The organism is Novispirillum itersonii subsp. itersonii ATCC 12639 (assembly GCF_000381985.1).
GTDB lineage: Bacteria > Pseudomonadota > Alphaproteobacteria > Rhodospirillales > Rhodospirillaceae > Novispirillum > Novispirillum itersonii.
In genome coordinates this window covers 288,163-308,017 of the sequence record NZ_KB907340.1, presented here as the reverse complement: position 1 = coordinate 308,017, position 19,855 = coordinate 288,163, and the positions used below count along the sequence as shown (strand labels likewise).

The 19,855-nt window shown below is 60.9% G+C and carries 21 protein-coding genes; 10 read left to right on the top strand and 11 right to left on the bottom strand.

Going from position 1 to position 19,855, the window contains the following annotated elements:
- Nucleotides 1-35 precede the first annotated feature (35 nt).
- From G365_RS20860 to G365_RS0108615, 7 genes are all read right to left on the bottom strand, one after another.
- A complete protein-coding gene (locus G365_RS20860; RefSeq protein ID WP_245554720.1) occupies nucleotides 36-1,280 on the bottom strand; it encodes a ParB/RepB/Spo0J family partition protein in 1,245 nt (414 codons plus the stop codon).
- 120 nt (nucleotides 1,281-1,400) lie between these two features.
- On the bottom strand, nucleotides 1,401-2,228 hold the full coding sequence (locus G365_RS0108640) for a ParA family protein (protein ID WP_051089862.1): 828 nt from the start codon (nucleotides 2,226-2,228) through the stop codon (nucleotides 1,401-1,403).
- A complete protein-coding gene (gene rsmG / locus G365_RS0108635; RefSeq protein WP_019645118.1) occupies nucleotides 2,203-2,826 on the bottom strand; it encodes a 16S rRNA (guanine(527)-N(7))-methyltransferase RsmG in 624 nt (207 codons plus the stop codon). The genes G365_RS0108640 and rsmG overlap by 26 nt, the downstream gene beginning before the upstream one ends.
- A 112-nt stretch (nucleotides 2,827-2,938) precedes the next feature.
- A complete protein-coding gene (gene mnmG / locus G365_RS0108630) occupies nucleotides 2,939-4,813 on the bottom strand; it encodes a tRNA uridine-5-carboxymethylaminomethyl(34) synthesis enzyme MnmG (RefSeq protein ID WP_019645117.1) in 1,875 nt (624 codons plus the stop codon).
- 248 nt (nucleotides 4,814-5,061) lie between these two features.
- Entirely contained in the window at nucleotides 5,062-6,396 is a 1,335-nt protein-coding gene (mnmE, locus tag G365_RS0108625) for a tRNA uridine-5-carboxymethylaminomethyl(34) synthesis GTPase MnmE (protein WP_019645116.1), read from the bottom strand.
- Nucleotides 6,396-6,776 carry a (2Fe-2S) ferredoxin domain-containing protein gene (locus tag G365_RS0108620; RefSeq protein WP_019645115.1) on the bottom strand — a complete coding sequence of 127 codons (381 nt, stop codon included), beginning with the start codon at nucleotides 6,774-6,776 and terminating at the stop codon, nucleotides 6,396-6,398. The genes mnmE and G365_RS0108620 overlap by 1 nt, the downstream gene beginning before the upstream one ends.
- Before the next feature lie 39 nt (nucleotides 6,777-6,815).
- Nucleotides 6,816-7,067 (bottom strand): DUF6489 family protein, encoded by a 252-nt coding sequence (locus tag G365_RS0108615; RefSeq protein ID WP_019645114.1) that lies wholly within the window; start codon nucleotides 7,065-7,067, stop codon nucleotides 6,816-6,818.
- Nucleotides 7,068-7,368: 301 nt separating this feature from the next.
- Here G365_RS0108615 and G365_RS0108610 point away from each other — a divergent pair, with 301 nt between their 5' ends.
- From G365_RS0108610 to hemW, 3 genes are all read left to right on the top strand, one after another.
- Nucleotides 7,369-7,821: a methylated-DNA--[protein]-cysteine S-methyltransferase gene (locus tag G365_RS0108610; protein ID WP_019645113.1), complete on the top strand. Its 453-nt coding sequence runs from the start codon at nucleotides 7,369-7,371 to the stop codon at nucleotides 7,819-7,821.
- Nucleotides 7,822-7,873: 52 nt separating this feature from the next.
- Nucleotides 7,874-8,854 carry a quinone oxidoreductase family protein gene (locus G365_RS0108605; RefSeq protein WP_019645112.1) on the top strand — a complete coding sequence of 327 codons (981 nt, stop codon included), beginning with the start codon at nucleotides 7,874-7,876 and terminating at the stop codon, nucleotides 8,852-8,854.
- A gap of 79 nt (nucleotides 8,855-8,933) precedes the next feature.
- Nucleotides 8,934-10,118: a radical SAM family heme chaperone HemW gene (hemW, locus tag G365_RS0108600; RefSeq protein ID WP_019645111.1), complete on the top strand. Its 1,185-nt coding sequence runs from the start codon at nucleotides 8,934-8,936 to the stop codon at nucleotides 10,116-10,118.
- Between the two features lie 7 nt (nucleotides 10,119-10,125).
- Here hemW and G365_RS0108595 read toward each other — a convergent pair whose 3' ends face one another.
- The 3 genes from G365_RS0108595 to G365_RS22845 are packed head-to-tail and all read right to left on the bottom strand — an operon-like array spanning nucleotide 10,126 to nucleotide 11,627.
- Nucleotides 10,126-10,533: a helix-turn-helix domain-containing protein gene (locus tag G365_RS0108595; protein WP_019645110.1), complete on the bottom strand. Its 408-nt coding sequence runs from the start codon at nucleotides 10,531-10,533 to the stop codon at nucleotides 10,126-10,128.
- An 18-nt stretch (nucleotides 10,534-10,551) separates the two neighbouring features.
- Nucleotides 10,552-11,034 (bottom strand): protein-export chaperone SecB, encoded by a 483-nt coding sequence (gene secB, locus G365_RS0108590; protein WP_019645109.1) that lies wholly within the window; start codon nucleotides 11,032-11,034, stop codon nucleotides 10,552-10,554.
- Complete coding sequence (locus G365_RS22845) at nucleotides 11,031-11,627, bottom strand: FxsA family protein (protein ID WP_019645108.1); 597 nt, start codon at nucleotides 11,625-11,627, stop codon at nucleotides 11,031-11,033. The genes secB and G365_RS22845 overlap by 4 nt, the downstream gene beginning before the upstream one ends.
- A gap of 177 nt (nucleotides 11,628-11,804) precedes the next feature.
- Here G365_RS22845 and G365_RS0108580 point away from each other — a divergent pair, with 177 nt between their 5' ends.
- From G365_RS0108580 to G365_RS0108550, 7 genes are all read left to right on the top strand, one after another.
- Complete coding sequence (locus G365_RS0108580; RefSeq protein WP_019645107.1) at nucleotides 11,805-12,512, top strand: Tim44/TimA family putative adaptor protein; 708 nt, start codon at nucleotides 11,805-11,807, stop codon at nucleotides 12,510-12,512.
- An 8-nt stretch (nucleotides 12,513-12,520) separates the two neighbouring features.
- Entirely contained in the window at nucleotides 12,521-13,654 is a 1,134-nt protein-coding gene (mltA, locus tag G365_RS20850; RefSeq protein WP_019645106.1) for a murein transglycosylase A, read from the top strand.
- A gap of 133 nt (nucleotides 13,655-13,787) precedes the next feature.
- Nucleotides 13,788-14,582 carry a (Fe-S)-binding protein gene (locus G365_RS0108570; RefSeq protein ID WP_019645105.1) on the top strand — a complete coding sequence of 265 codons (795 nt, stop codon included), beginning with the start codon at nucleotides 13,788-13,790 and terminating at the stop codon, nucleotides 14,580-14,582.
- Nucleotides 14,582-16,009 carry a LutB/LldF family L-lactate oxidation iron-sulfur protein gene (locus tag G365_RS0108565; protein WP_019645104.1) on the top strand — a complete coding sequence of 476 codons (1,428 nt, stop codon included), beginning with the start codon at nucleotides 14,582-14,584 and terminating at the stop codon, nucleotides 16,007-16,009. The genes G365_RS0108570 and G365_RS0108565 overlap by 1 nt, the downstream gene beginning before the upstream one ends.
- An 18-nt stretch (nucleotides 16,010-16,027) precedes the next feature.
- Nucleotides 16,028-16,573, top strand: coding sequence for a hypothetical protein (locus G365_RS22840; protein WP_019645103.1), 546 nt, complete (start codon nucleotides 16,028-16,030; stop codon nucleotides 16,571-16,573).
- A gap of 27 nt (nucleotides 16,574-16,600) precedes the next feature.
- Nucleotides 16,601-17,281, top strand: coding sequence for a LutC/YkgG family protein (locus G365_RS0108555; RefSeq protein ID WP_019645102.1), 681 nt, complete (start codon nucleotides 16,601-16,603; stop codon nucleotides 17,279-17,281).
- Nucleotides 17,262-17,927, top strand: a complete 666-nt coding sequence (locus tag G365_RS0108550; RefSeq protein ID WP_019645101.1) for a Smr/MutS family protein — start codon at nucleotides 17,262-17,264, stop codon at nucleotides 17,925-17,927. Before G365_RS0108555 ends, G365_RS0108550 begins: the two co-directional genes overlap by 20 nt.
- Before the next feature lie 71 nt (nucleotides 17,928-17,998).
- Here the strand turns inward: G365_RS0108550 and ggt are convergent, their stop codons facing one another.
- On the bottom strand, nucleotides 17,999-19,786 hold the full coding sequence (ggt, locus tag G365_RS0108545; RefSeq protein WP_019645100.1) for a gamma-glutamyltransferase: 1,788 nt from the start codon (nucleotides 19,784-19,786) through the stop codon (nucleotides 17,999-18,001).
- Between the last annotated feature and the right edge of the window lie 69 nt (nucleotides 19,787-19,855).

The window sequence follows — 19,855 nt, the reverse complement described above, 5'->3', positions numbered from 1 at the left end:
GAAAAGACAGCGACTGTCAAAAATACACTGTCTCTTTAAGAGGATTTCAAATCGTCTTCTGACGTCTGGCTCTTTGCCTCACCATCCCCGCCTGCGCGATCATGACGCAGAAAGTCCTCCAGCAGGCTGTCAACGGTTACACTCAACACAGTGGTCTCAGGGTCGCTCTGCTCGAGACCATCTTCTGACGCCGCAAAAACAGAAGCCGCATTCAGCCGCTCCGCAGACTCTTTTTCGACCTCATCAAAATCAAAGTCTTCAAAGTCATCGTCTTCGAGGACACCGAAATCCTTATCGATCTCTTCCTCGAAGGTATCATTGGCCAAAAGGTCCGCTGCTTTCACATCTTCAACGGATGGCTCATCGACAACAGCAGGGGCTTTCGCTGTAAAGAGTGCCGCAAAAGCCTGATCCGCAAGGTCGTCAGCGTCCTCCTCAATCACCGGTGTCGCGTCCGTACGACGGCGGTCAGCGGCATTGTCCGTTGGGTTATTCAGCCGATACAGAATGTCGTCGAGCTGCTCCAGCGTAGAATAATGAATAACGACCCGGCCACCACGGCCTTCGAACTCGATATTCACCTTAAGACCAAGAATTCGGGCAAGATCCCGTTCCAGGGCAAGGGTGTCGGTATCTTTGGAAACGGACACCGATGGTTTCTCGGTCTTCTCCGTTTCCGGGCGGACCTTCCGGGCTTTCACCCCGCCCTTTTCTGTTGCCAGCTTCTCAGTCTGGCGAACGTTAAGGCCTTTTTTCACCACCTGCGTCGCAAGAGTTGCCGGATCGTCTGCGTTCAACAAGGCGCGGGCATGCCCGGCCGTCAAACTGCCGCCCCGCATCATCTCTTTAACCGGGTCCGGCAACGCCAGAAGGCGAATCATGTTGGCAACATGGCTGCGGCTTTTGCCAACAGCTTTAGAAAGATCGTCCTGGGTATGCTGGAATTCTTCCTGAAGACGACGATACCCTTCCGCTTCTTCCAAGGGGGACAGGTCGCGGCGCTGCAGGTTTTCCACCAACGCCACTTCGGCAGCATCACGGTCGGAAAAATCCCGGATGATCACCGGTACAGTATGACGCTGGGCAATCTGTGCTGCCCGCCACCGCCGTTCACCGGCGATGATTTCGTAACGGTTGGAATCTTCAGGCAGAATCCGGACCAAAATCGGCTGAATGATACCCTTTTCACGGATACTGTCCGCGAGGTCATTCAGAGCTTCCTGATCAAACTGCGTCCGGGGCTGAAACCGGCCAGACTGCAGGAACTCCACCGGCACCATAACCGTCCCCCGGTTATCAGCGCCCCCGTCCCCGCCAGTGCTGAAGGCAACGTCACCTTCATCCCCCAACAGGGCTGACAGCCCGCGCCCGAGAACACCCCGCTTACGCCGATCTTCCATTTAGGTGCGAGCCTCCCGACGATCACGTTTCAACACCTCGCCTGCCAGATGCACATAGGCCTGAGCCCCGGCAGATTTAAAATCATAGAGCAAGACCGGCTTCCCATGGGAAGGGGCCTCGGAAATGCGGACATTCCGCGGGATCACCGTCTCAAAGACTTTAGCGCCAAAATAGCCCCGGACATCGCTTTCGACCAATCCCGACAGATTGTTCCGCCGGTCATACATGGTCAGCACGATCCCCTGAATTTCCAGACGGGGGTTAAAGCTGCGCCGCACCCGCTCAATGGTCTTGATCAGATGCGAAATCCCCTCAAGGGCAAAAAACTCACACTGCAACGGCACCATCACCTCATCAGCGGCGACCAGTGCGTTCAGGGTCAGCAGCCCTAATGCCGGGGGGCAATCAATCAGAACATAATCATAAGCATCAAGGCGACCCTGCAGGGCTGAGCGCAGGCGATATTCGCGCTTTTCGACGTCCACCAGCTCCAACTCAGCCCCGGCGAGATCAACGCCGGACGAAATCAACTGCAGGCCCGGCACCGTGGTATCAGAGATCGCCTCCTGCACCCGGGCCTCTCCGGTCAACAGGGCATAGCTGTTGATCCGGCGCTTTGACCGTTCAACGCCCAGACCCGTCGAGGCATTGCCCTGCGGATCCATATCAATGATCAGGACCCTTTTTTTCACCGCTGCCATCGCTGTTCCCAGATTAATGGCGGTGGTGGTTTTACCGACCCCCCCCTTCTGGTTGGCGATGGCGATGATCTTCGGGCCGTAAGACGACACCGGGGCAGCGTTAGACGTTGTCTGCTGGTTGCTCACGGCGAACCTCGCTCAGTCGCAGAATGGTCGCGTCGGCATCCGTCAGGCTGGGCTGACGGTCCATGCGCAGTGTCCATATTTTGTTAAGGTCGGTCAACTCCGCCTCAACATTTTGCCCTTTGGGGAACAGGCAAACCGTGTGCGGTGCAAGAAAAGGGGCCGCAAATTCAAGAAGCTGAGGCAAAGCCGCCAAAGCGCGCGACGAAACCACATCAACCGGAAAGGCAGTAATCGCCTCGATTCTTTTATTGTGGATTGTCACTGACACACCGGCAGCCCGCGCAGCCTCACGCATAAAGGCGCATTTTCTTTGGTCTGATTCGACCAGATGGACGTCAGGCACCCCCATGATGGCCAGCACCAGACCGGGGAACCCTGCTCCACTGCCAAAGTCAATCAGGGTCTTTGCCCCAGCCGGAAGCAGAGGCCACAGCTGAGCAGAATCCAGAAAATGCCGACGCCACACATCCCCCATCGTCGAAGGTCCGACGAGGTTGATTTTCGGCTGCCATTTGCACAGCAGATCGGCATAAGCGGTCAAACGATCCACTGTTTCACGTGAAACAGTGGTTTGGGCCTGAAAGGCCTCTGATGTCATCGGTGCAGTCACAATGAGGTTCGGTCTGTTTCACGTGAAACAAAAAAGGGGCTGTGCTCCATGCCGGAACACAGCACCCCTTATAATAGACTATGGCCGGAAAGGCCAAGGCTTACGCGGCAGATTTCTTCATCTTCTTCACATGCCCCAGCAAGGCTGTCAGGGCCGCCGGGGTCATACCGGGGATCCGTGCCGCAGCCCCCAGCGTCGCCGGGCGGGCATTGGTCAGCTTCAGACGAATTTCAGCTGACAGGCTGCCAACCGTCGCATAGTCCAGATCATCAGGCAGGCTCAGGCCTTCATCCTTCCGATAGGCGGCAATATCCGTAGTCTGGCGGTTAAGGTAGCCCGCATACCGCCCTTCAATTTCCAGCTGCTCGGCAACGGCAGGAGGAATCTCCATCAGTTCCGGCCACAGGGTGTTCAGGGTCTGCCATGTCACTGTCTGATAGCTGAACAGATCAAGTGCCGACCGCCGGACCCCATCCTGATTGACATGCAGCCCAGCAGCCGCCAGTTCCTTCGGGGTTGCGGTCAGGGCCTGCATCCGGGCACGGGCTTCATCCAGAGCCTCCCGCTTTGCCACAAAAGCGGCAGCCCGGGCGTTGCTAATCACACCGGCTTCCATACCCATCGGGGTCAGCCGCAGATCGGCATTGTCAGCCCGCAGCAGCAAGCGATACTCCGCCCGGCTGGTGAACATCCGATACGGCTCCTGCGTCCCCAAGGTCACCAGATCATCAATCATCACCCCGAGATAGCCATCCGCCCGATCCGGGACAAACGCATCATCCCGATCCGCGCCCGATGCCAGAAGGGCGGCATTGACACCGGCAACCAACCCCTGAGCCCCGGCTTCTTCGTATCCGGTTGTTCCGTTAATCTGCCCGGCCAGAAACAGTCCGGGGGCCTTCTGCACCTCAAGGGAGGGCCGCAGTTCACGCGGATCGACAAAGTCATACTCAATGGCATAGCCGGGACGCAGGATGACCACCTGCTCCAATCCCGGGATCGAATGGATCAATGCATCCTGTACCTCGGCAGGCAGACTGGTCGAAATCCCATTCGGATAAACCGTCGGATCATCCAGACCTTCCGGCTCCAGAAAAACCTGATGCCGTTCTTTATCCGCAAAGCGGACAATCTTGTCTTCCACAGACGGGCAATAGCGCGGCCCGACACTCTGGATCTGGCCGGAGTACATCGGAGACCGATGAATATTATCGCGGATGATCTGGTGCGTCTGGTCGGTAGTATAGGTGATCCCACAGGCAATCTGCGGGGTGGTGATCCGATCGGTCAGGAATGAAAACGGCTGCGGCGGATCATCCCCCGGCTGCATCTCAAGACCAGCCCAGTCAATAGTCCGCCCGTCCAGACGGGCCGGGGTTCCGGTCTTCAGGCGGCCCAGACGCAGGGCCAAACGCTCCAGCGTTACCGACAGGCCCAGAGCCGGGGCTTCATCAATCCGGCCAGCCGGCCAGGTCTGCTCCCCCAGATGGATGAGGCCACGCAGAAAGGTGCCGGTGGTCAGCACCACAGCTCCGGCCCCGATGGAACGGCCGTCAGCGGTCTTGACCCCAATCACGCGGTTATCATCAGCCAGAATCAGATCTTCGACCGCTGCCGCCCATTGCGTCAGGTTTTCCGTTTCCCGCAGAATATCCTGTACCGCCTGACGGTACAGCTTGCGGTCTGCCTGCGCCCGTGGCCCGCGCACGGCAGGCCCCTTGCTCTGATTGAGCATACGGAACTGGATTCCGCCACGGTCAATTGCCCGGGCCATAACCCCATCCAGTGCGTCAATTTCACGCACCAGATGCCCTTTCGCCAATCCGCCAATGGCCGGATTGCAGGACATCTCCCCAACCGTTTCCAGCTTGTGGGTCAACAGCAGGGTCTTCGCCCCCATGCGGGCAGCAGCAGCAGCCGCTTCGGTACCGGCATGGCCACCGCCGACCACAATCACGTCAAAGGAGTCGTTCATCCCATTTCACCCGGGCTTCGCATGCGCTGCGGCCCGCGCCCTGCCCCGCCTCCGGGTGGCACGGATCCCACAAACGGCATCCTGTCAGAAAATCGGACCAAGCAACGCCTGATCCGGAGGGATCAGGACTGAGGTCCACAATCGACCCTAGACATACGCCGATCCGCCCCCCGGTTCAAGAACCGAGGGACGGTGCCGTGTCTGTGCCCATGAGGGAAACAGGGGATTTCAGGACGCCCTAAACGACGTCATTTCCCGATACAGAAATCGCGGAAGATCACATCCAGCAGATCATCCACCTCAACCCGCCCGGTGATCCGCCCCAAAGCCCGCGCTGCCAGACGCAGATCTTCGGCCATCAGCTCCAGATCCGGGGCAGTCAGACTCCGCTGCAGGCTCTCCACGCACTCCTCCAGAGCGACACGATGCCGCTGACGGGTCAGCGCCGGAGCCCCCTGTGTTTCGAGCAGGGATCGCACCCGATCTGTCAGGGCCGCCAGAAGACCGGCCATCCCCTGACCTCCGGCAGCGGAGATCCGATGCGGTCTCCGCCCGGCAATCCGGAGATCCTCCGGCAGAGACGTGGTCTCCGTTTTATTCAGGATCACTTCCGTCCGGTCGTCGATCAGGGCCAGCGTTGTCTGATCCCACCCGGGTGCCAGACCGGCATCAAAGACCGCCAGCCGTAGATCGGCATTTTCGGCCCGCTGTAAGGCCCGCCGGATCCCTTCCGCCTCGACCTCTTCCGCCGCCTCCCGCAGCCCGGCAGTGTCAGCCAGAATGACCGGATATCCACCGAGGTCGAGATGGACCTCGATCACATCCCGGGTGGTTCCCGCCGCAGCCGAGACAATCGCCGCCTCACGCCGGGCCAAGGCATTCACCAGACTGGACTTCCCGGCATTGGGGGCACCGACGACCGCTATATACAATCCGTCCCGGATCCGCTCCCCACGGTGCCCGTCTGCAAGATGGGCACTCATTGCCCCGGCCAGAGCCGAAATTCCTGCGCGGACAGCCTGATCCAGATGATCGGGAATCGGCTCATCCGGAAAATCAATGAAGGCTTCCAGATGGGCCAGATGCCGGATCAGATCAGATCGCCACCCGTCAAACAGACGGGCCAAAGCCCCGTCCATCTGTCGCAGGGCCTGCCGGTGCTGGGCTTCGGTCTCTGCATTGATCAGATCGGCCAGTCCTTCGGCCTGCGTCAGATCCAGCTTCCCGTTCTCAAAGGCGCGGCGGGTGAACTCCCCCGGTTCAGCCGGACGCAACCCCGGAAGGGTACACAGGGCTGACAGCAGACTGTCGATAACAGCCTTACCGCCATGCCCCTGCAATTCGGCAACATCTTCTCCGGTAAAACTGCCGGGAGCGGGAAACCACAGGGCCAGACCGTCATCAAGGGGCTGCCCCCCCAGCGGATCACAAAACCGGACCCGCGCGGCCTGCCGGGGTTTCGGCAGCTTCCCGCACAGGGCCTGCAGTGCCGCCCCGGCCTGTGGGCCGGAAATACGGATAACCGCAACCCCGGCCCGCCCGGGCGCCGTCGCCAGGGCAAAAATTGTTTCCGGGCGGCTCATCACGCAGACGCGGCCTGCCGGGCTTCAAAAGCCGCCCGTTCCGTATCGGTCGGCAGAAGCATCAGACGCTCGACCCGCTTTCCGTCACGCAGATGGGTCAGCAGAATCTCGTCGATATCCTCTTTCGTGCGGGGTGCATACCATACCCCTTCAGGATAGATCACCATCACCGGCCCCAGTTCACAGCGATCAAGGCACCCAGCCTGCTGAGTTCGGATCCGCTGATCATTGAGCCCGAATTCCTTAGCCCGGGCCTTCATATAATCGCGCAGCTTCACTGAGCCATGTGCAGCACAGGATCCCCGGGGGTGGCCTTCCGGTCGTTCGTTGGTACAGAGAAAAACATGAGCGGTATAAAAAAGATCAGTGGTATCCGACACAACGTGTCCCTTTCATCAAAATCGCGGAGCAGGCTTTCGTCAGACAGATCCCTTGGATCCGCCCCCCTTGGTAAACTGCGACCAGAAAAACTTCTGCATCTGCTCCAGCCCCTGCACTTGCGCCGGAAGCCAGGTCTTGAACAGGGTTTCTGGATCCATCGCCTGCAGATTGGCGGTCATCTGCTTCTGGATCTCGTTCATCATCGCGTCCTGCATCGGCTTGACGTCCGGCAATCCCAGAAAGTCCCGGGCTTCTTCAGGGGTGCAATCAATATCGACAGAAATTTTCATCGGACATCTCCGGACGCAACGCCTGCGTCTGACCGGGCCAGATCCCCGGACAATCCCATATCAGGCAACTCACTCAAGGTAAGGCAGGGCTGAAACAGTGGCAACCGTCAACCGGATATCCGCCTCGAGTGCCCTCTCCCCCCCTCCGGCCGCCTTCTTTCAGGCCCCTGCGTCTCTGGGGGTAACAGGACATCAGATTGTCGGCAGACGAAAAAGCCTCTAGGCTGGAAATCATATCCACCCCATCTCTGTTGCCCGGTCCGCTGGATCGCCGCCTTTTATCAGAAAGGACGTCCCCTTCATGCCACAGCTTTCCTTCAACAGCCCGCTTGGCGCCCTGACCCTGACGGAAGAGGACGGTGCCATCCTGTCACTGGACTGGGGCTGGGGGATGGGGAATGAAGAGACCCCGCTGCTGACAGAAGCCCGCGATCAGGTCGATGCCTATTTCGACCGGAAACTGACCGTCTTTGATCTCCCCCTGTCTCCCCCCGGCACCGCATTCCAGAAAAAAGTGTGGGAGGTGATGTCTGCGATTCCCTACGGTCAGACCCTGACCTATGGCGGAGTGGCAAACCAGTTGGGCACGAGCCCCCGCGCCGTCGGTCTGGCCTGCGGACGAAACCCGATCCCGATCATCATTCCCTGCCACCGTATCCTCGGCAGCCACGGCAGCCTTGGCGGTTACTCCGGCCTTGATGGTGTGGAAACCAAACGCACCCTGCTGCAACTGGAAAAAGCCCTGCTGGCCTGAGCATCGCGTTCCTTCCTCCGCCCCCCTTTCAAAATCACGAGGAAACAGCCTGATGAGCACCGTAATCCGTCTTCACGAAACCGGTGGCCCGGACGTCCTGCGGGTTGAGACCGCCTCTGTCGGAGCCCCCGGGCCCGGTCAGGTGCGACTGGCCCAGAGCGCCTGCGGCGTGAACTATATCGACACCTATCACCGCTCAGGCCTGTATCCCATTCCGGGGGGGCTGCCGAATGGTCTTGGCCTTGAAGGCTGCGGCATCATCGAAGCCGTTGGCGAAGGCGTTGACGGCCTGCAAGCCGGTGACCGCGTGGCCTACGGTACTGGCCCGATCGGCGGCTATGCCTCCGCCCGGGTGATGCCTGCCGCCGGCCTGGTGAAAGTCCCGGATGCCATTACCGATGTGCAGGCCGCCGGGATGATGCTGCGCGGCCTGACCGTCCAGTATCTGATCCGTCGGCTGTTTAAGGTCGAGCCGGGGATGACTGTTCTGTTCCATGCCGCCGCCGGTGGCGTCGGGCTGATCGCCTGTCAGTGGCTGAAAGCTCTGGGGGCCACCGTGATCGGCACAGTCAGCACCGATGAAAAAGCCGAGCTGGCCCGTGCCCATGGCTGTGATCATCCGGTGATTTATACCCGCGAAGATTTCGTCAGCCGGGTGAAAGAGATCACCGACGGCAAAGGCGTGCCGGTGGTTTATGATGGTGTTGGCAAAACGGTGTTTGAGAAGTCCCTTGATTGTCTGGCCCCCCGCGGCCTGATGTGTACCTTCGGCAATGCTTCCGGCCCGGTTCCGGATGTCAGCCCGCTGACCCTCAGCCAGAAGGGATCCCTGTTCCTGACCCGCCCGACACTGGCCCACTACACCGCCAACCGGACGGAACTGGAAGAAGGCGCTGCCGACCTGTTCTCGGTTGTCGCCAGCGGTGCCGTGAAAATCGAAGTTGGACAAACGTTTGCCCTGACCGATGCACGGGGCGCCCACGAAGCCCTGGAAAGCCGGGCCACCACCGGCTCGACCGTTCTGACCGTCTAAACAGTTCCCTCCCCCCACTGCCCTCCCCGGTGTTTCACGTGAAACACCGGGGTTTGCTTTTCGCCCCCGATTTACCGACATGAGCTGTGATCCGATGTTTGGTCTCTATATCCACTGGCCCTATTGCCTGTCGAAATGCCCGTACTGTGACTTCAACAGTCATGTCGCAGACCGCATTGACCATCAGGCATGGCGGCGGGCCCTGCTGACCGAACTGGATCATTATGCGGCCCGCACCCCCGACCGGATCCTGACATCGATCTTCTTCGGCGGGGGCACGCCGTCTCTGATGGCCCCGGAAACCACAGCCGCGCTGATTGAGCGTGCCCGGCGGCACTGGCCGACAGCCAACGATATTGAAATCACGCTGGAGGCTAATCCGGGGGCTGTCGACCGGGATAAATTCCGTGCGTTCCGCGATGCCGGGGTCAACCGGGTCTCGCTCGGAGTACAGGCCCTTGATCAGGATGCACTGGTCTTTCTAGGCCGTCGCCACGATCGGGAAGAAGCCTTGCGGGCGATTGAGTCCGCTGCAGCTCTGTTCTCGCGGTTTTCCTTCGACCTGATCTACGCCCGTCCGGGGCAAACCCCGGAAGACTGGCGAGCGGAGCTGCGCCGGGCGTTGCCGCTGGCGTCTGCCGGGCATCTGTCGCTGTATCAGTTGACCATCGAAGAAGGGACGCGGTTTTACCTCGATCATGCCGCCGGACGCTTCCACATTCCCGACGATGATCTCGCCATTGCTCTATGGGATGTGACGCAGGAGGAAATGGAAAAGGCCGGAATGCCTGCCTATGAAGTCTCCAACCACGCCCGGCCGGGGGAAGAAAGCCGCCACAATCTGCTGTACTGGCGCGGCGGGGAGTACGTCGGCATTGGCCCCGGCGCCCACGGACGGATCTGCGAGAAGGGCATCGATTATGCCACCCGCCAGCACCGGGCCCCGGAAATCTGGCTGAAAGAAACCCTGTCTGCCGGTCACGCCACCCGGACCAATGATCCGGTCAGCCCCCGGGACAGAGCCATTGAGCGGGTCATGATGGGCCTGCGCCTCCGCGATGGAATCGACCCGACGCAGTTTGAAGCGCTGGGAGGAATCGCGCTGTCAGACATCATTGATGCCGACATGCTGGCTCTGCTGATCCGGGAAGATCTGATCGCAGAAGCGTCTCTGAACGGAACGGCACCATTGCGGGTGACCGCCAAGGGCATGCCGGTCCTCAATGCCGTGATCGCCGCTCTGGTCACTGATCCGGCAGGCTGATCGCCTGTCAGCCGGAAAACCGGTCGGACCGCCGCCCCTTCCGGCTCTGTGTCCGCATCGGACGGACCCGGACCAGAAGCTCATCCAAGGCGGCAATCGCCTCATCATCAAGGTGACGCAGGCATTCTGCCAGCCGGTTGGCAAAGCCTGTAGCCCGTGGACTAAGGCCCGAAGTATCGAGAGTAACTTTCGGCTGGGACAGCAGCGCCAGACGCTTCAGGGCCTCGGCCTCATCCCAGATCAGGCCAAAATATCCGCAGATTTCCATCACCAGTCCGGGGCCGGGCCGACCGCGCTTGCCGTGTTCCAGCGCAGACAAATAAGCCGCCGACACATTAAGGTCGGCGGCCATTTGCGTCAGGGTCAGGTTCCGTTGCCGCCGCAGGTCACGCAGGCGCGCACCAAAGGGGGTCACGGTCCTTCACCCCGGAAATCAGACATCAGCCTGCTGAGAAGCCTGCATGGCTTCCAGCGCCCGCAGGCGATACAGCGCGACAAAGTCGATCGGCTGCAGCATCAGCGGCGGGAAGCCACCGTCACGGGTGATGTCGGCAATCAGGTTCCGGGCAAACGGGAACATCAGGCGCGGTGCCTCGATCAGCAGCAGCGGCTGGGTGTGATCCGGTTCAGCCGGATTGACCTGCACGACAGCCCCATAGGCCAGTTCCAGAATGAAAGCGGTTTCATCCTGCACTTTACCTTCGATGTTGAAGTGCAGAACCACTTCAAACACGTTGCCGCCAAGCTGGCGGGCCTTAACATCCACCGAGATCGGAATCTCCGGCGCCCCATCCATCTTACGGAAGATTTCCGGGCTGTTCGGAACTTCGAACGACAGGTCCTTAATGTACTGCCCCTGCATCACGATGGGCGGCAGACCCTGTTCTTCCTGTCCGGTGGTATCGGTATCGGTCATGGGTTGGGCTCTCCGTTAAAAGGCTGGTCAGACCTATCACGGTTCGCCTTGTGCGACAACAGCGGCGGCACCCCGGCGGGCCCGCCGGACGGCCTGGAGGGCGGGGTCTGCGGGGTCACATCCCGGTATTCCCCATCAATATCCTGCCCACCACCAGCGGGGGGGAAACCCTCAAAAGGACCTCCCGCGAAAGGGCCTGCACTGGCGGCTCCCGCACCAGATCCTGCTGCCCCGGTGGCAACAACGGTCATCCGCCGCAGGGCCAGCACCATCAGCACCTTCCGAACCGGGGGCAGCAGCAGAGGCAGCGCCAGAAGATCGGTGAAAAAACCGGGGATCAGCAGAAGAAGCCCGGCCAGAGCCAGGAACAGCGTATCCCCCAGATCGGCGATCAGCCGGGATGGGTCCCGCCCGCCCCGGCTGCGCAGCACGGCCCCAAGGCCGCGCCCCCGCAACAGTGCTGATCCGATAAACATCGACAAAATCAGCAAACCAAGGGTTGGCAGTGTTCCCAGCCAGTCGCCGACAATAATGAAGCCAGCGATTTCCAGAAACGGAAGGGCAATCAGAAGGGTAAGAATCAGGGGGGCCATGCTTGCTCTTTCACAGGTCAGGGCTTATTTAGGGAGTCAACAGGTCTCCGTCCAGCCTGCCGCGGCACTGTAACTGTCCGCCTATCCCGGCGTCAGACAGCCTTACGGTTCAAAAGCGGACTGTGTTAAGGTCGGGGATGTCTTTTCACCTTTCAAGAGTGACACGTCAGGGACGCTATGGGCCAGAGCATTCAGTTCATCGATATCATCTTCCTCGGACTGGTGGCCGGATTCCTGATCCTGCGCCTGCGCAGTGTCCTCGGACGCCGGAATGGCAGCGAGACCCCACCGCGCGATCCCTATGGCCTCAACCGCCAGCAGCAGGATGGTGAAAGCACCACCCCGGCTCAGGCCGGTACCGGTGGCAACGTGGTTGACCTCAGCAGCCGCCGCCCGGTTGCCCCGCAGACCCCGGTGATCCCGGAAGGTCCGGCAGCAGAAGGCCTGACCCGGATCACCATGGCGGACCCTTCGTTCGATCCCGACAGCTTCCTTGGCGGGGCCCGCCGGGCCTTTGAAATGATCCTGACCGCCTTTGCTGCCGGGGACCGTGCCACCCTGCGCCCGCTGCTGGGCGATGCTGTCTACCGGAATTTTGAAGCCGCAATCACCGACCGCGAAAGCCGGGGGGAACAGCTGACCACGGAAATCGACGCCATGCGGGGTCTGTCGTTTGTCGCTGCCAGCCTGACCGGCGATGTGGCATCGGTGACGGTGCGTTTTGAAACTGACCAGATCTCGGTTCTGCATGACCGGGACGGGGCGGTGATCGACGGCAGCCAGACTGAAACCGTCCGCCTGACCGATGACTGGACCTTCTCCCGCACCTTGTCTTCCGGCGATCCCAACTGGGCGCTGGTGACAACGGCCACCCCGGAGGCATGAGGGGACCGGTGAGACCTGCCGTTAAAATCCGTCTGCTGTCGCTGGTCGCCGGGGCGTCTCTGCTTGCGGCCTGCGGCACCAGCACTGATACATCCTCCAGCCGGTCCCCCTCTGCCAGCGGGGGACTTTCGCTGATTCCGATCAGCTATGACGCCCTGCCCGGCTGGGGACGGGATCAGCAGAATGAAGCCCTGCCCGCTTTTGCCCGATCGTGCGAAGCGTTTTCCAAACAGCCGAACCCTAAAAAGTGGCTGGGGGATTTTACCATCACCGGCTCTGTCGGAGACTGGCAGGCCCTCTGCACAGCGATGAAGCGGCGTTTTCCCTCGGGCACCGGATCGGCATCGGATGCCCGCGCCTTCTTCGAGGCCAATCTTGACCCCTACATGGTACAAGGGGACAACGGCGGGGACAGCGGCACCTTCACCGGCTATTACGAAGCCGAGCTGCGCGGCTGCCGGACCCGCACCGCCAGCTGCACAGTGCCGATCCACGGCATGCCGAAATCCACCACCAACCTGCCGGACCGCGCCGCGATTGAAACCGGCGCACTGGATGGCAAGGCCCCGGTGCTGTTCTGGGCAGAAGACCCGGTGGATGTGCATATCCTGCATATTCAGGGATCAGGACGCATCACCCTGTCCGATGGTACCGTTGAGCGTGTCGGGTATGCCGGTAACAACGGTATGACCTTTAAGGGGCTGGGCAAGATCATGCTCGACCGGGGTCTCCTTGGCCCCGGCCAGACCACCATGCCCTACATCCGGGACTGGCTGAAACGGAACCCGGGACAGGCCACCTCAATCATGCGGGAAAACCCCCGCTATATCTTCTTCCGGCGTATTAACGGGGATGGGCCGGTCGGGGCATTTGGGGTGCCGTTAACCACCAAACGCTCGCTGGCGGTAGACACCCGGTTTGTCCCGCTCGGCATTCCGATCTGGCTGGATACCGTCGATCCTGACGGGGAATCGCTGCGCCGCCTGATGCTGGCGCAGGACGTCGGCAGTGCAATTAAAGGGGTGGTCCGCGGCGACTTCTTCTGGGGCTCCGGGGAGCAGGCACTGGAAAAAGCCGGACGGATGAAAAGCACCGGACGCTGGTATCTGCTGCTTCCCAAAAGCCGCCGCCCGACCAGCTAGCGCCTCCTTCCTTCACGTTACCTCATTTCTTTCAACGGGCCTGACAGCAGTCAGGCCCGTCTGACTGTTCTCAGGGTCCGGCCACCCTGCTATGGTAAGGGCTTGACGTCCCGGCCATCTGGAAATCAGCAGCATGCCTCAGGCACCCTTCCCCACCAAGGCGGCATCCCAGCCGCATGTCGGTCTGTTCGTGACATGCCTTGCCGATGTCTATCGCCCCGGCGTCGGCTTCGCGAGCCTGAAACTGCTGAAACAGGCCGGGTGCCGGGTCTCGGTGCCTGACGCTCAGACCTGCTGTGGACAACCGGCCTGGAACTCCGGGGACAGACCGACCACACAGGCAATTGCCAAAGCCACCATCGCCGCCTTTGAGACATTCGATTATGTGGTCCTGCCTTCAGGATCCTGCGGTGGAATGCTGAGAGACTATCCGGCAGTTCTGGATGGTGACGCGCACTGGCAGGGCCGGGCCACCGCACTGGCTGAAAAAACCTGGGAACTGACCAGCTTCCTCGCTGATGTGATGCGGTTTGAAGGGATCTCCGCCCGTCTGGACGGGGCTGTCGCCTATCATGACAGCTGTACCGGCCTGCGCCGCCTGAAGATCAAGGCTCAACCCCGGGCCCTGCTGGCGCAGGTTAAAGGGCTGACCGTCCGGGACCTGCCCAACCCGGAAGAGTGCTGCGGCTTTGGCGGCACCTTCTGTGTTAAATACGGCGATATCTCCAATCAGATGGTCAGCGACAAAGTCGCAGATATCCTCGCCACCGGGGCCGATACCCTGCTGGCCGGAGATGTCGGCTGTCTGTTGAACATGGCAGGAAAACTGAAAAAAATAGGAAGCCCGGTCAAGGTCCGCCATGTGGCTGAGGTTTTGGCTGATATGGCCGACCAGCCGGCGATCGGCGAGGCGGAGGGCCCCCGCTGATGCAGTCGACCACCCGCCAGTTCAAGGATAACGCCCGCGCGGCCCTGAATGACGCCACGCTGCGTCAGCCCCTGCAAAAACTGAAGGTCGGCTTCCGGGTCCGCCGGGCACAGGCAGCAGAAAAGCTTCCGGAATTTGAAACCCTGCGCGATCAGGGCCGGGATCTGAAAAATCACGTTCTCGAAAACCTCGACTTTTATCTCGAGACTTTCGCAACCGCGGTCGAAGCCTCTGGCGGGGTGGTTCACTGGGCACGGGATGCCGCCGAAGCACGGGAAATCGTGCTGTCGATCTGCCGCGATCACAATGCCCGCACCGTGACCAAAGGAAAGTCGATGATCTCGGAAGAGATCGGACTGAATGCCTATCTGGCTGATCACGACATTACCCCGGTCGAGACCGATCTGGGGGAATACATCATTCAGCTGCGCAACGAGCCCCCCAGCCACATCATCGCCCCGGCAATCCATGTGCAGAAAGAAATGGTGGCGGATGCATTCAGGGCGACCCACACCCACCTGCCCGCTGACCGCCCTTTGAGTGAACCGCGTCAGCTGCTGGATGAGGCACGGGCCGTACTGCGTGATAAATTTCTCGCCGCCGATGTGGGAATCACCGGTGCCAATTTTCTGATCGCAGAAACCGGATCCACTGTTATCGTCACCAACGAAGGCAACGGCGATCTGACCCAACTGCTGCCAAAGGTGCATGTGGTTCTGGCAAGTCTGGAGAAAATTGTCCCGACGCTGGAAGATGCCGCCCTGCTGCTGCGGCTTCTGGCCCGCTCGGCGACCGGGCAGGAAGCCTCCAGCTACACGTCATTCTCCACCGGGCCGCGTCGCCCCGGTGATCCCGACGGGCCGGAACACTTCCATGTTGTTCTGCTCGACAATGGCCGGTCCCGTCTGCTGGGGACAGAGTTTGAAGAAATGCTGCGCTGCATCCGCTGCGGGGCCTGCATGAATCACTGTCCGGTCTACGGGGCAATTGGCGGCCATGCCTATGGCTGGGTTTATCCCGGCCCGATCGGGTCTGTACTGACCCCTGCCCTGATCGGTATCGAAGAAGCAGCCCCCCTGCCCAATGCTTCGACACTGTGCGGGCGTTGCGAAGCGGTCTGCCCCATGCGGATCCCACTACCGAAACTCCTGCGCCACTGGCGAGAACAGGAATTTTCCCGCCATCTTCCCCCCGGCCGGACCCGTCTGGGCTTGCGGGTTTACCGGTGGTTTGCTACCCGTCCTGCCCTGTGGCGACTGGCAACCCGGGCTGCTGCGCTTGGCCTGCGGATGATGGGGCGGAAAACCGGCTTCCTGACCCGCCTGCCGTTTGCAGAAGACTGGACCCGTCACCGGGTGATGCCGGTCCCGCAGGGACAAACCTTCATGGCCCGATACCGGGCAGAGACTGACACCCCTGAGATTTAAGCAGAGGATCCGCCACAGATGGTCAAGCTAACGGCCGAGGAACGGGACCTGCACACCCGCATCGTCGGGGCCCTTGAAAAAAACCTGATCACCGTGCTGATCAACTTCCGGACCCTGAACACCCCGGGCAGCCCGGTGTTCAGCCCGTGGGAAGCGATTGCCCCGCTGCTGATCCTGCTGATGACATCGCTGGTGGTGATGGTTTTTGTCGGCATCATCGGCGGTATCATTGCCCTGCTGTTTGCTTTGCTGGTCTATGGCGTGATGGTCCGCCCCAAGCTGATCAAAAACATGCATGCCCGCGCCACCCGGATGATCCTGTACAGCCCACAGACCTTTAGCACCCTGTGGGAGTTCGGCGGGATCGCCCTGTGCCTGACCGAACGGCCGACGGCACTGGTGCAGGCCCCGGATGGCAGCTGGCAGGCGTTCGTCCGCCGCCTGTTGCCGAAAGCCGGGGAAACCCTTGACACTGCTGAGCTGCGTCCTGATTTTACCTCCTCTGTGGCAGCAGATGGCATGACCCTGAACGCCCCGGTACGGGACCGCCGTACCCCTTCCTGATCGCCCCCAACAGAAAAGGTTGCGGCCATGACGTCCTCCCGTACCGCAATTCTGGAGTCTATCCGTCGGGCCCATGGCCGGGGGGACCTTTCCGCAGACCGGCAACAGGCCCTGCGGGACCGCCTGAAAGCTCACCCTGCCGCCACCATTCCTGCCCGCAGCGCCGGGGATCAGGACCATCGGATAACCCTGTTCACCGATATGGTCACTGCCGTTGACGGTACTGTTGACCGGATTTCCGGCTGGGATGCGCTGCCGCAGGCTGTCGGGAACTGGCTGAAATCGCGCAATCTGCCGACCACACTGGCCATCGCCCCTGATCCCCGCCTTGATGCAGTTGCCGTCCATCCGCTGTATACCGTTCATCGCGGGGCAGCCCTGCCGGAAGATCTGATCGGCCTGTCCATCGCCGAAGCCGGGATTGCCGAAACTGGATCCCTGATGCTGGTTTCCGGCCCCGAAACCCCGACATCCCTGAACTTTCTGCCGGATGTCCACATTATCGCCCTGCCAGCTTCTGCATTGGTCGGGCCATTTGAAGAGGCATGGGCAAGGCTGCGGACACGCTTTCCGGATGGACTGCCACGGACGGTTAATCTGATCACCGGGCCGTCCCGTACAGGGGATATTGAACAGACCCTGCTGTTGGGGGCACACGGCCCCCGCCAGCTGCATGTTGTGATTGTCGATGATGTCCCGTCCGCGTAAGCGCAGCCTCTTCAGCCCCGAAGACCTTAAACTGTGGCAAAGCATTGCCCGCAGTGCCACGCCCTTGCCGGGGCATACCCTTCTTGATGATGCCGCAATTGAAGCCCTGATCGCCGGTGAAACAGATCCGGTTGCCGATCTTGTTTCACGTGAAACACTGACAGCCCGCCCGGCAAAGCCAACCTCTTCCTCCGAGCGCACCCCTGTCGTTCTGCGTGATGATTTTCAGATCGGCAGCCTTGGTCCGTCGGCCCCCGCGCCTGCGGCCGGGATGCCCAATATCAAAGGCAAGCGACAGCTTCCCCATCTGGCCCATGGGTATAGCCCCGGGGTTGACCACCGCACGGCCCAACGGTTCAAACGGGGCCGGATGGACATTGATGCCAGGATTGATCTGCATGGTATGGGACAGGAAGTTGCCCACTCTGCCCTGATCCGGTTCATCAGCGGCAGTGCCTCAGCCGGACTGCGCTGCGTTCTGGTGATCACCGGACAAGGAGACCGGGGTCAAGGTGTGCTGAAGCGGATGGTTCCCCGCTGGCTGAATGATGAAACGCTGCGCCCGATTGTCCTGTCCTTCAGTCAGGCGCAGGTCGAACACGGCGGTTACGGAGCCCTCTACGTCTTGCTCCGCCGGAACCGCTGACACAAGGACCCCACAAGGCAAACGGCCCCGGATTTCTCTCCGGGGCCGTTTCTGTTTTTCTGCCAGTCCTCTTATTCCCCCAGCACGATCCCTTCCCGACGGGGATCCGCTCCGCCGACCAAGGTCACCTTGCCGCCTGTCCGGTTGATCTGAATAGCATGCAGACCGCTGTTGAGGTCGCTGATCCGTACCTCATGGCCACGGGCCTCGAAATCAGCCTTCAGCGCTTCCACGCTGCTGCCCTTTTCAAGATCCGTAACCTTGCCATTGCGGTTGATGACATGCCCCATGTCGATGGCGGCCTGCGGGGTCATTCCCCAGTCCAGAACACCGACAATCGTGCGAGCAACATAGCCGATGATCTGGCTGCCACCGGGAGATCCGACTACCAGAATCGGCTGACCGTCCTTCAGCACAATGGTCGGCGCCATCGAGCTGCGCGGACGCTTGCCCGGTGCAATCGCATTGGCGACCGGCTTTCCGTCCTTGGTCGGAGTAAAAGCAAAGTCAGTCATTTCGTTGTTCAGCAGAAAACCACCGGCCAGAACCCGGCTGCCAAACCCGGCTTCGATGGTGGTGGTCATCGACAGCATGTTGCCGTAGCTGTCTGCAATCACAATGTGACTGGTCCCGGGGCGGCCGAGATTGGTGTCAGCCGCAAAATCAGCCCGCTTCCGTGGCGGATTGCCTGCCTGTACGGGGGCCAGAGCCTTTCCCGGGTCAATCATCGCCCCACGGTCGGCAAGATACCCTTCATCGAGCAGCCCCATCGGCACATCGACGAAATCAGCATCGCCCATATACGTATTGCGGTCGGCAAAGGCGATCTTTGATGCTTCGGCAAACAGGTGCAGGGCCGCCGGGCTCGGGCCCATCGCCTTCAGGTCATAGCGCTCCAGCATCTTCAGGATCATGCCAACCGTCATCCCGCCGGACGACGGCGGCCCCATACCGCAGACATCATAAACCCGGTAGCGGACACAGACCGGCGGGCGCTCTTTGGCCTCATACCCCAGAAGATCCGCTTTCGTCAGCACCCCTCCGGCAGCCTGCACAGCAGAAACCACCGCATCCGCCAGTGGCCCCTGATAGAATCCGGCTGACCGCTCTTTGGCCACTTTCTCAAGACTGTCTGCAAAGGCCGGATTCTTCAACTTGCTGCCCGCCGGAAGTGGGTCCCCCGACGGGGTCAGGTACAGGGCTGCGGTCTCAGGAAACCGCCCCATACCCTTCGCTTTCGCATCGGCAATCGCAGCGGTCAGACGGGGGGAAACCAGAAATCCTTCCCGGGCCTGCGCGATCACCGGTTCAAACAGGCTTGCCCACGGCAGACGGCCATGGGCCTGCTGCGCGGTATCAAGCACCCGTACCGTCCCCGGTGTGCCGACAGCCGTCCCATGGGCAACAGCGTCAAAGAATTCCTTCTCCTTGCCATCCGCTGCCAGAAAGACATCCGGCTTCAGGGCCAGCGGGGCAGTCTCCCGACCGTCATAGGTGGTCATCCTGCGGGTTTTGGCATCCCAGTAGACCAGAAAGGCCCCGCCACCGATGCCGGAAGACTGTGGCTCCACCAGATTGAGCATCATCTGTACGGCCACCGCAGCATCCATCGCCGTACCGCCGCGCTTCAGAACGTCATATCCGGCCCGGACCGCATAAGGGTTCGCCGCTGCCACCATCATGCGGTGGGCTTCCACCCCTTGCTTAACTGACAGACCATTGCCCTGCTCCGGCTGTTGCAACTGCTGCGCTCTTGCCGATCCCATCATCGGGCCTGCCAGCGCCGCCGCCAGTACAAGTCCTGTCATCAACGGACGCAGCCGCAGCGACTGGTATCCCTTTTTTACGCCGTATGTCATCGTGAAGCCCCTGATTGATGTTCTTGTCTCCGGCTATTGTCTCAGCCGGATAAAAAGCGTAGCGATGCG

Bases quoted from the DNA above. Each gene is read 5' to 3' on its own strand.
- G365_RS20860 (WP_245554720.1), bottom strand. From the start codon at position 1,280: ATGGTGCCGGTGGAGTTCCTGCAGTCTGGCCGGTTTCAGCCCCGGACG.
- rsmG (WP_019645118.1), bottom strand. From the start codon at position 2,826: ATGACATCAGAGGCCTTTCAGGCCCAAACCACTGTTTCACGTGAAACA.
- mnmG (WP_019645117.1), bottom strand. From the start codon at position 4,813: ATGAACGACTCCTTTGACGTGATTGTGGTCGGCGGTGGCCATGCCGGT.
- mnmE (WP_019645116.1), bottom strand. From the start codon at position 6,396: ATGAGCCGCCCGGAAACAATTTTTGCCCTGGCGACGGCGCCCGGGCGG.
- G365_RS0108615 (WP_019645114.1), bottom strand. From the start codon at position 7,067: ATGAAAATTTCTGTCGATATTGATTGCACCCCTGAAGAAGCCCGGGAC.
- G365_RS0108610 (WP_019645113.1), top strand. From the start codon at position 7,369: ATGCCACAGCTTTCCTTCAACAGCCCGCTTGGCGCCCTGACCCTGACG.
- G365_RS0108605 (WP_019645112.1), top strand. From the start codon at position 7,874: ATGAGCACCGTAATCCGTCTTCACGAAACCGGTGGCCCGGACGTCCTG.
- hemW (WP_019645111.1), top strand. From the start codon at position 8,934: ATGAGCTGTGATCCGATGTTTGGTCTCTATATCCACTGGCCCTATTGC.
- secB (WP_019645109.1), bottom strand. From the start codon at position 11,034: ATGACCGATACCGATACCACCGGACAGGAAGAACAGGGTCTGCCGCCC.
- G365_RS22845 (WP_019645108.1), bottom strand. From the start codon at position 11,627: ATGGCCCCCCTGATTCTTACCCTTCTGATTGCCCTTCCGTTTCTGGAA.
- G365_RS0108580 (WP_019645107.1), top strand. From the start codon at position 11,805: ATGGGCCAGAGCATTCAGTTCATCGATATCATCTTCCTCGGACTGGTG.
- G365_RS0108570 (WP_019645105.1), top strand. From the start codon at position 13,788: ATGCCTCAGGCACCCTTCCCCACCAAGGCGGCATCCCAGCCGCATGTC.
- G365_RS0108565 (WP_019645104.1), top strand. From the start codon at position 14,582: ATGCAGTCGACCACCCGCCAGTTCAAGGATAACGCCCGCGCGGCCCTG.
- G365_RS22840 (WP_019645103.1), top strand. From the start codon at position 16,028: ATGGTCAAGCTAACGGCCGAGGAACGGGACCTGCACACCCGCATCGTC.
- G365_RS0108555 (WP_019645102.1), top strand. From the start codon at position 16,601: ATGACGTCCTCCCGTACCGCAATTCTGGAGTCTATCCGTCGGGCCCAT.
- G365_RS0108550 (WP_019645101.1), top strand. From the start codon at position 17,262: ATGATGTCCCGTCCGCGTAAGCGCAGCCTCTTCAGCCCCGAAGACCTT.
- ggt (WP_019645100.1), bottom strand. From the start codon at position 19,786: ATGACATACGGCGTAAAAAAGGGATACCAGTCGCTGCGGCTGCGTCCG.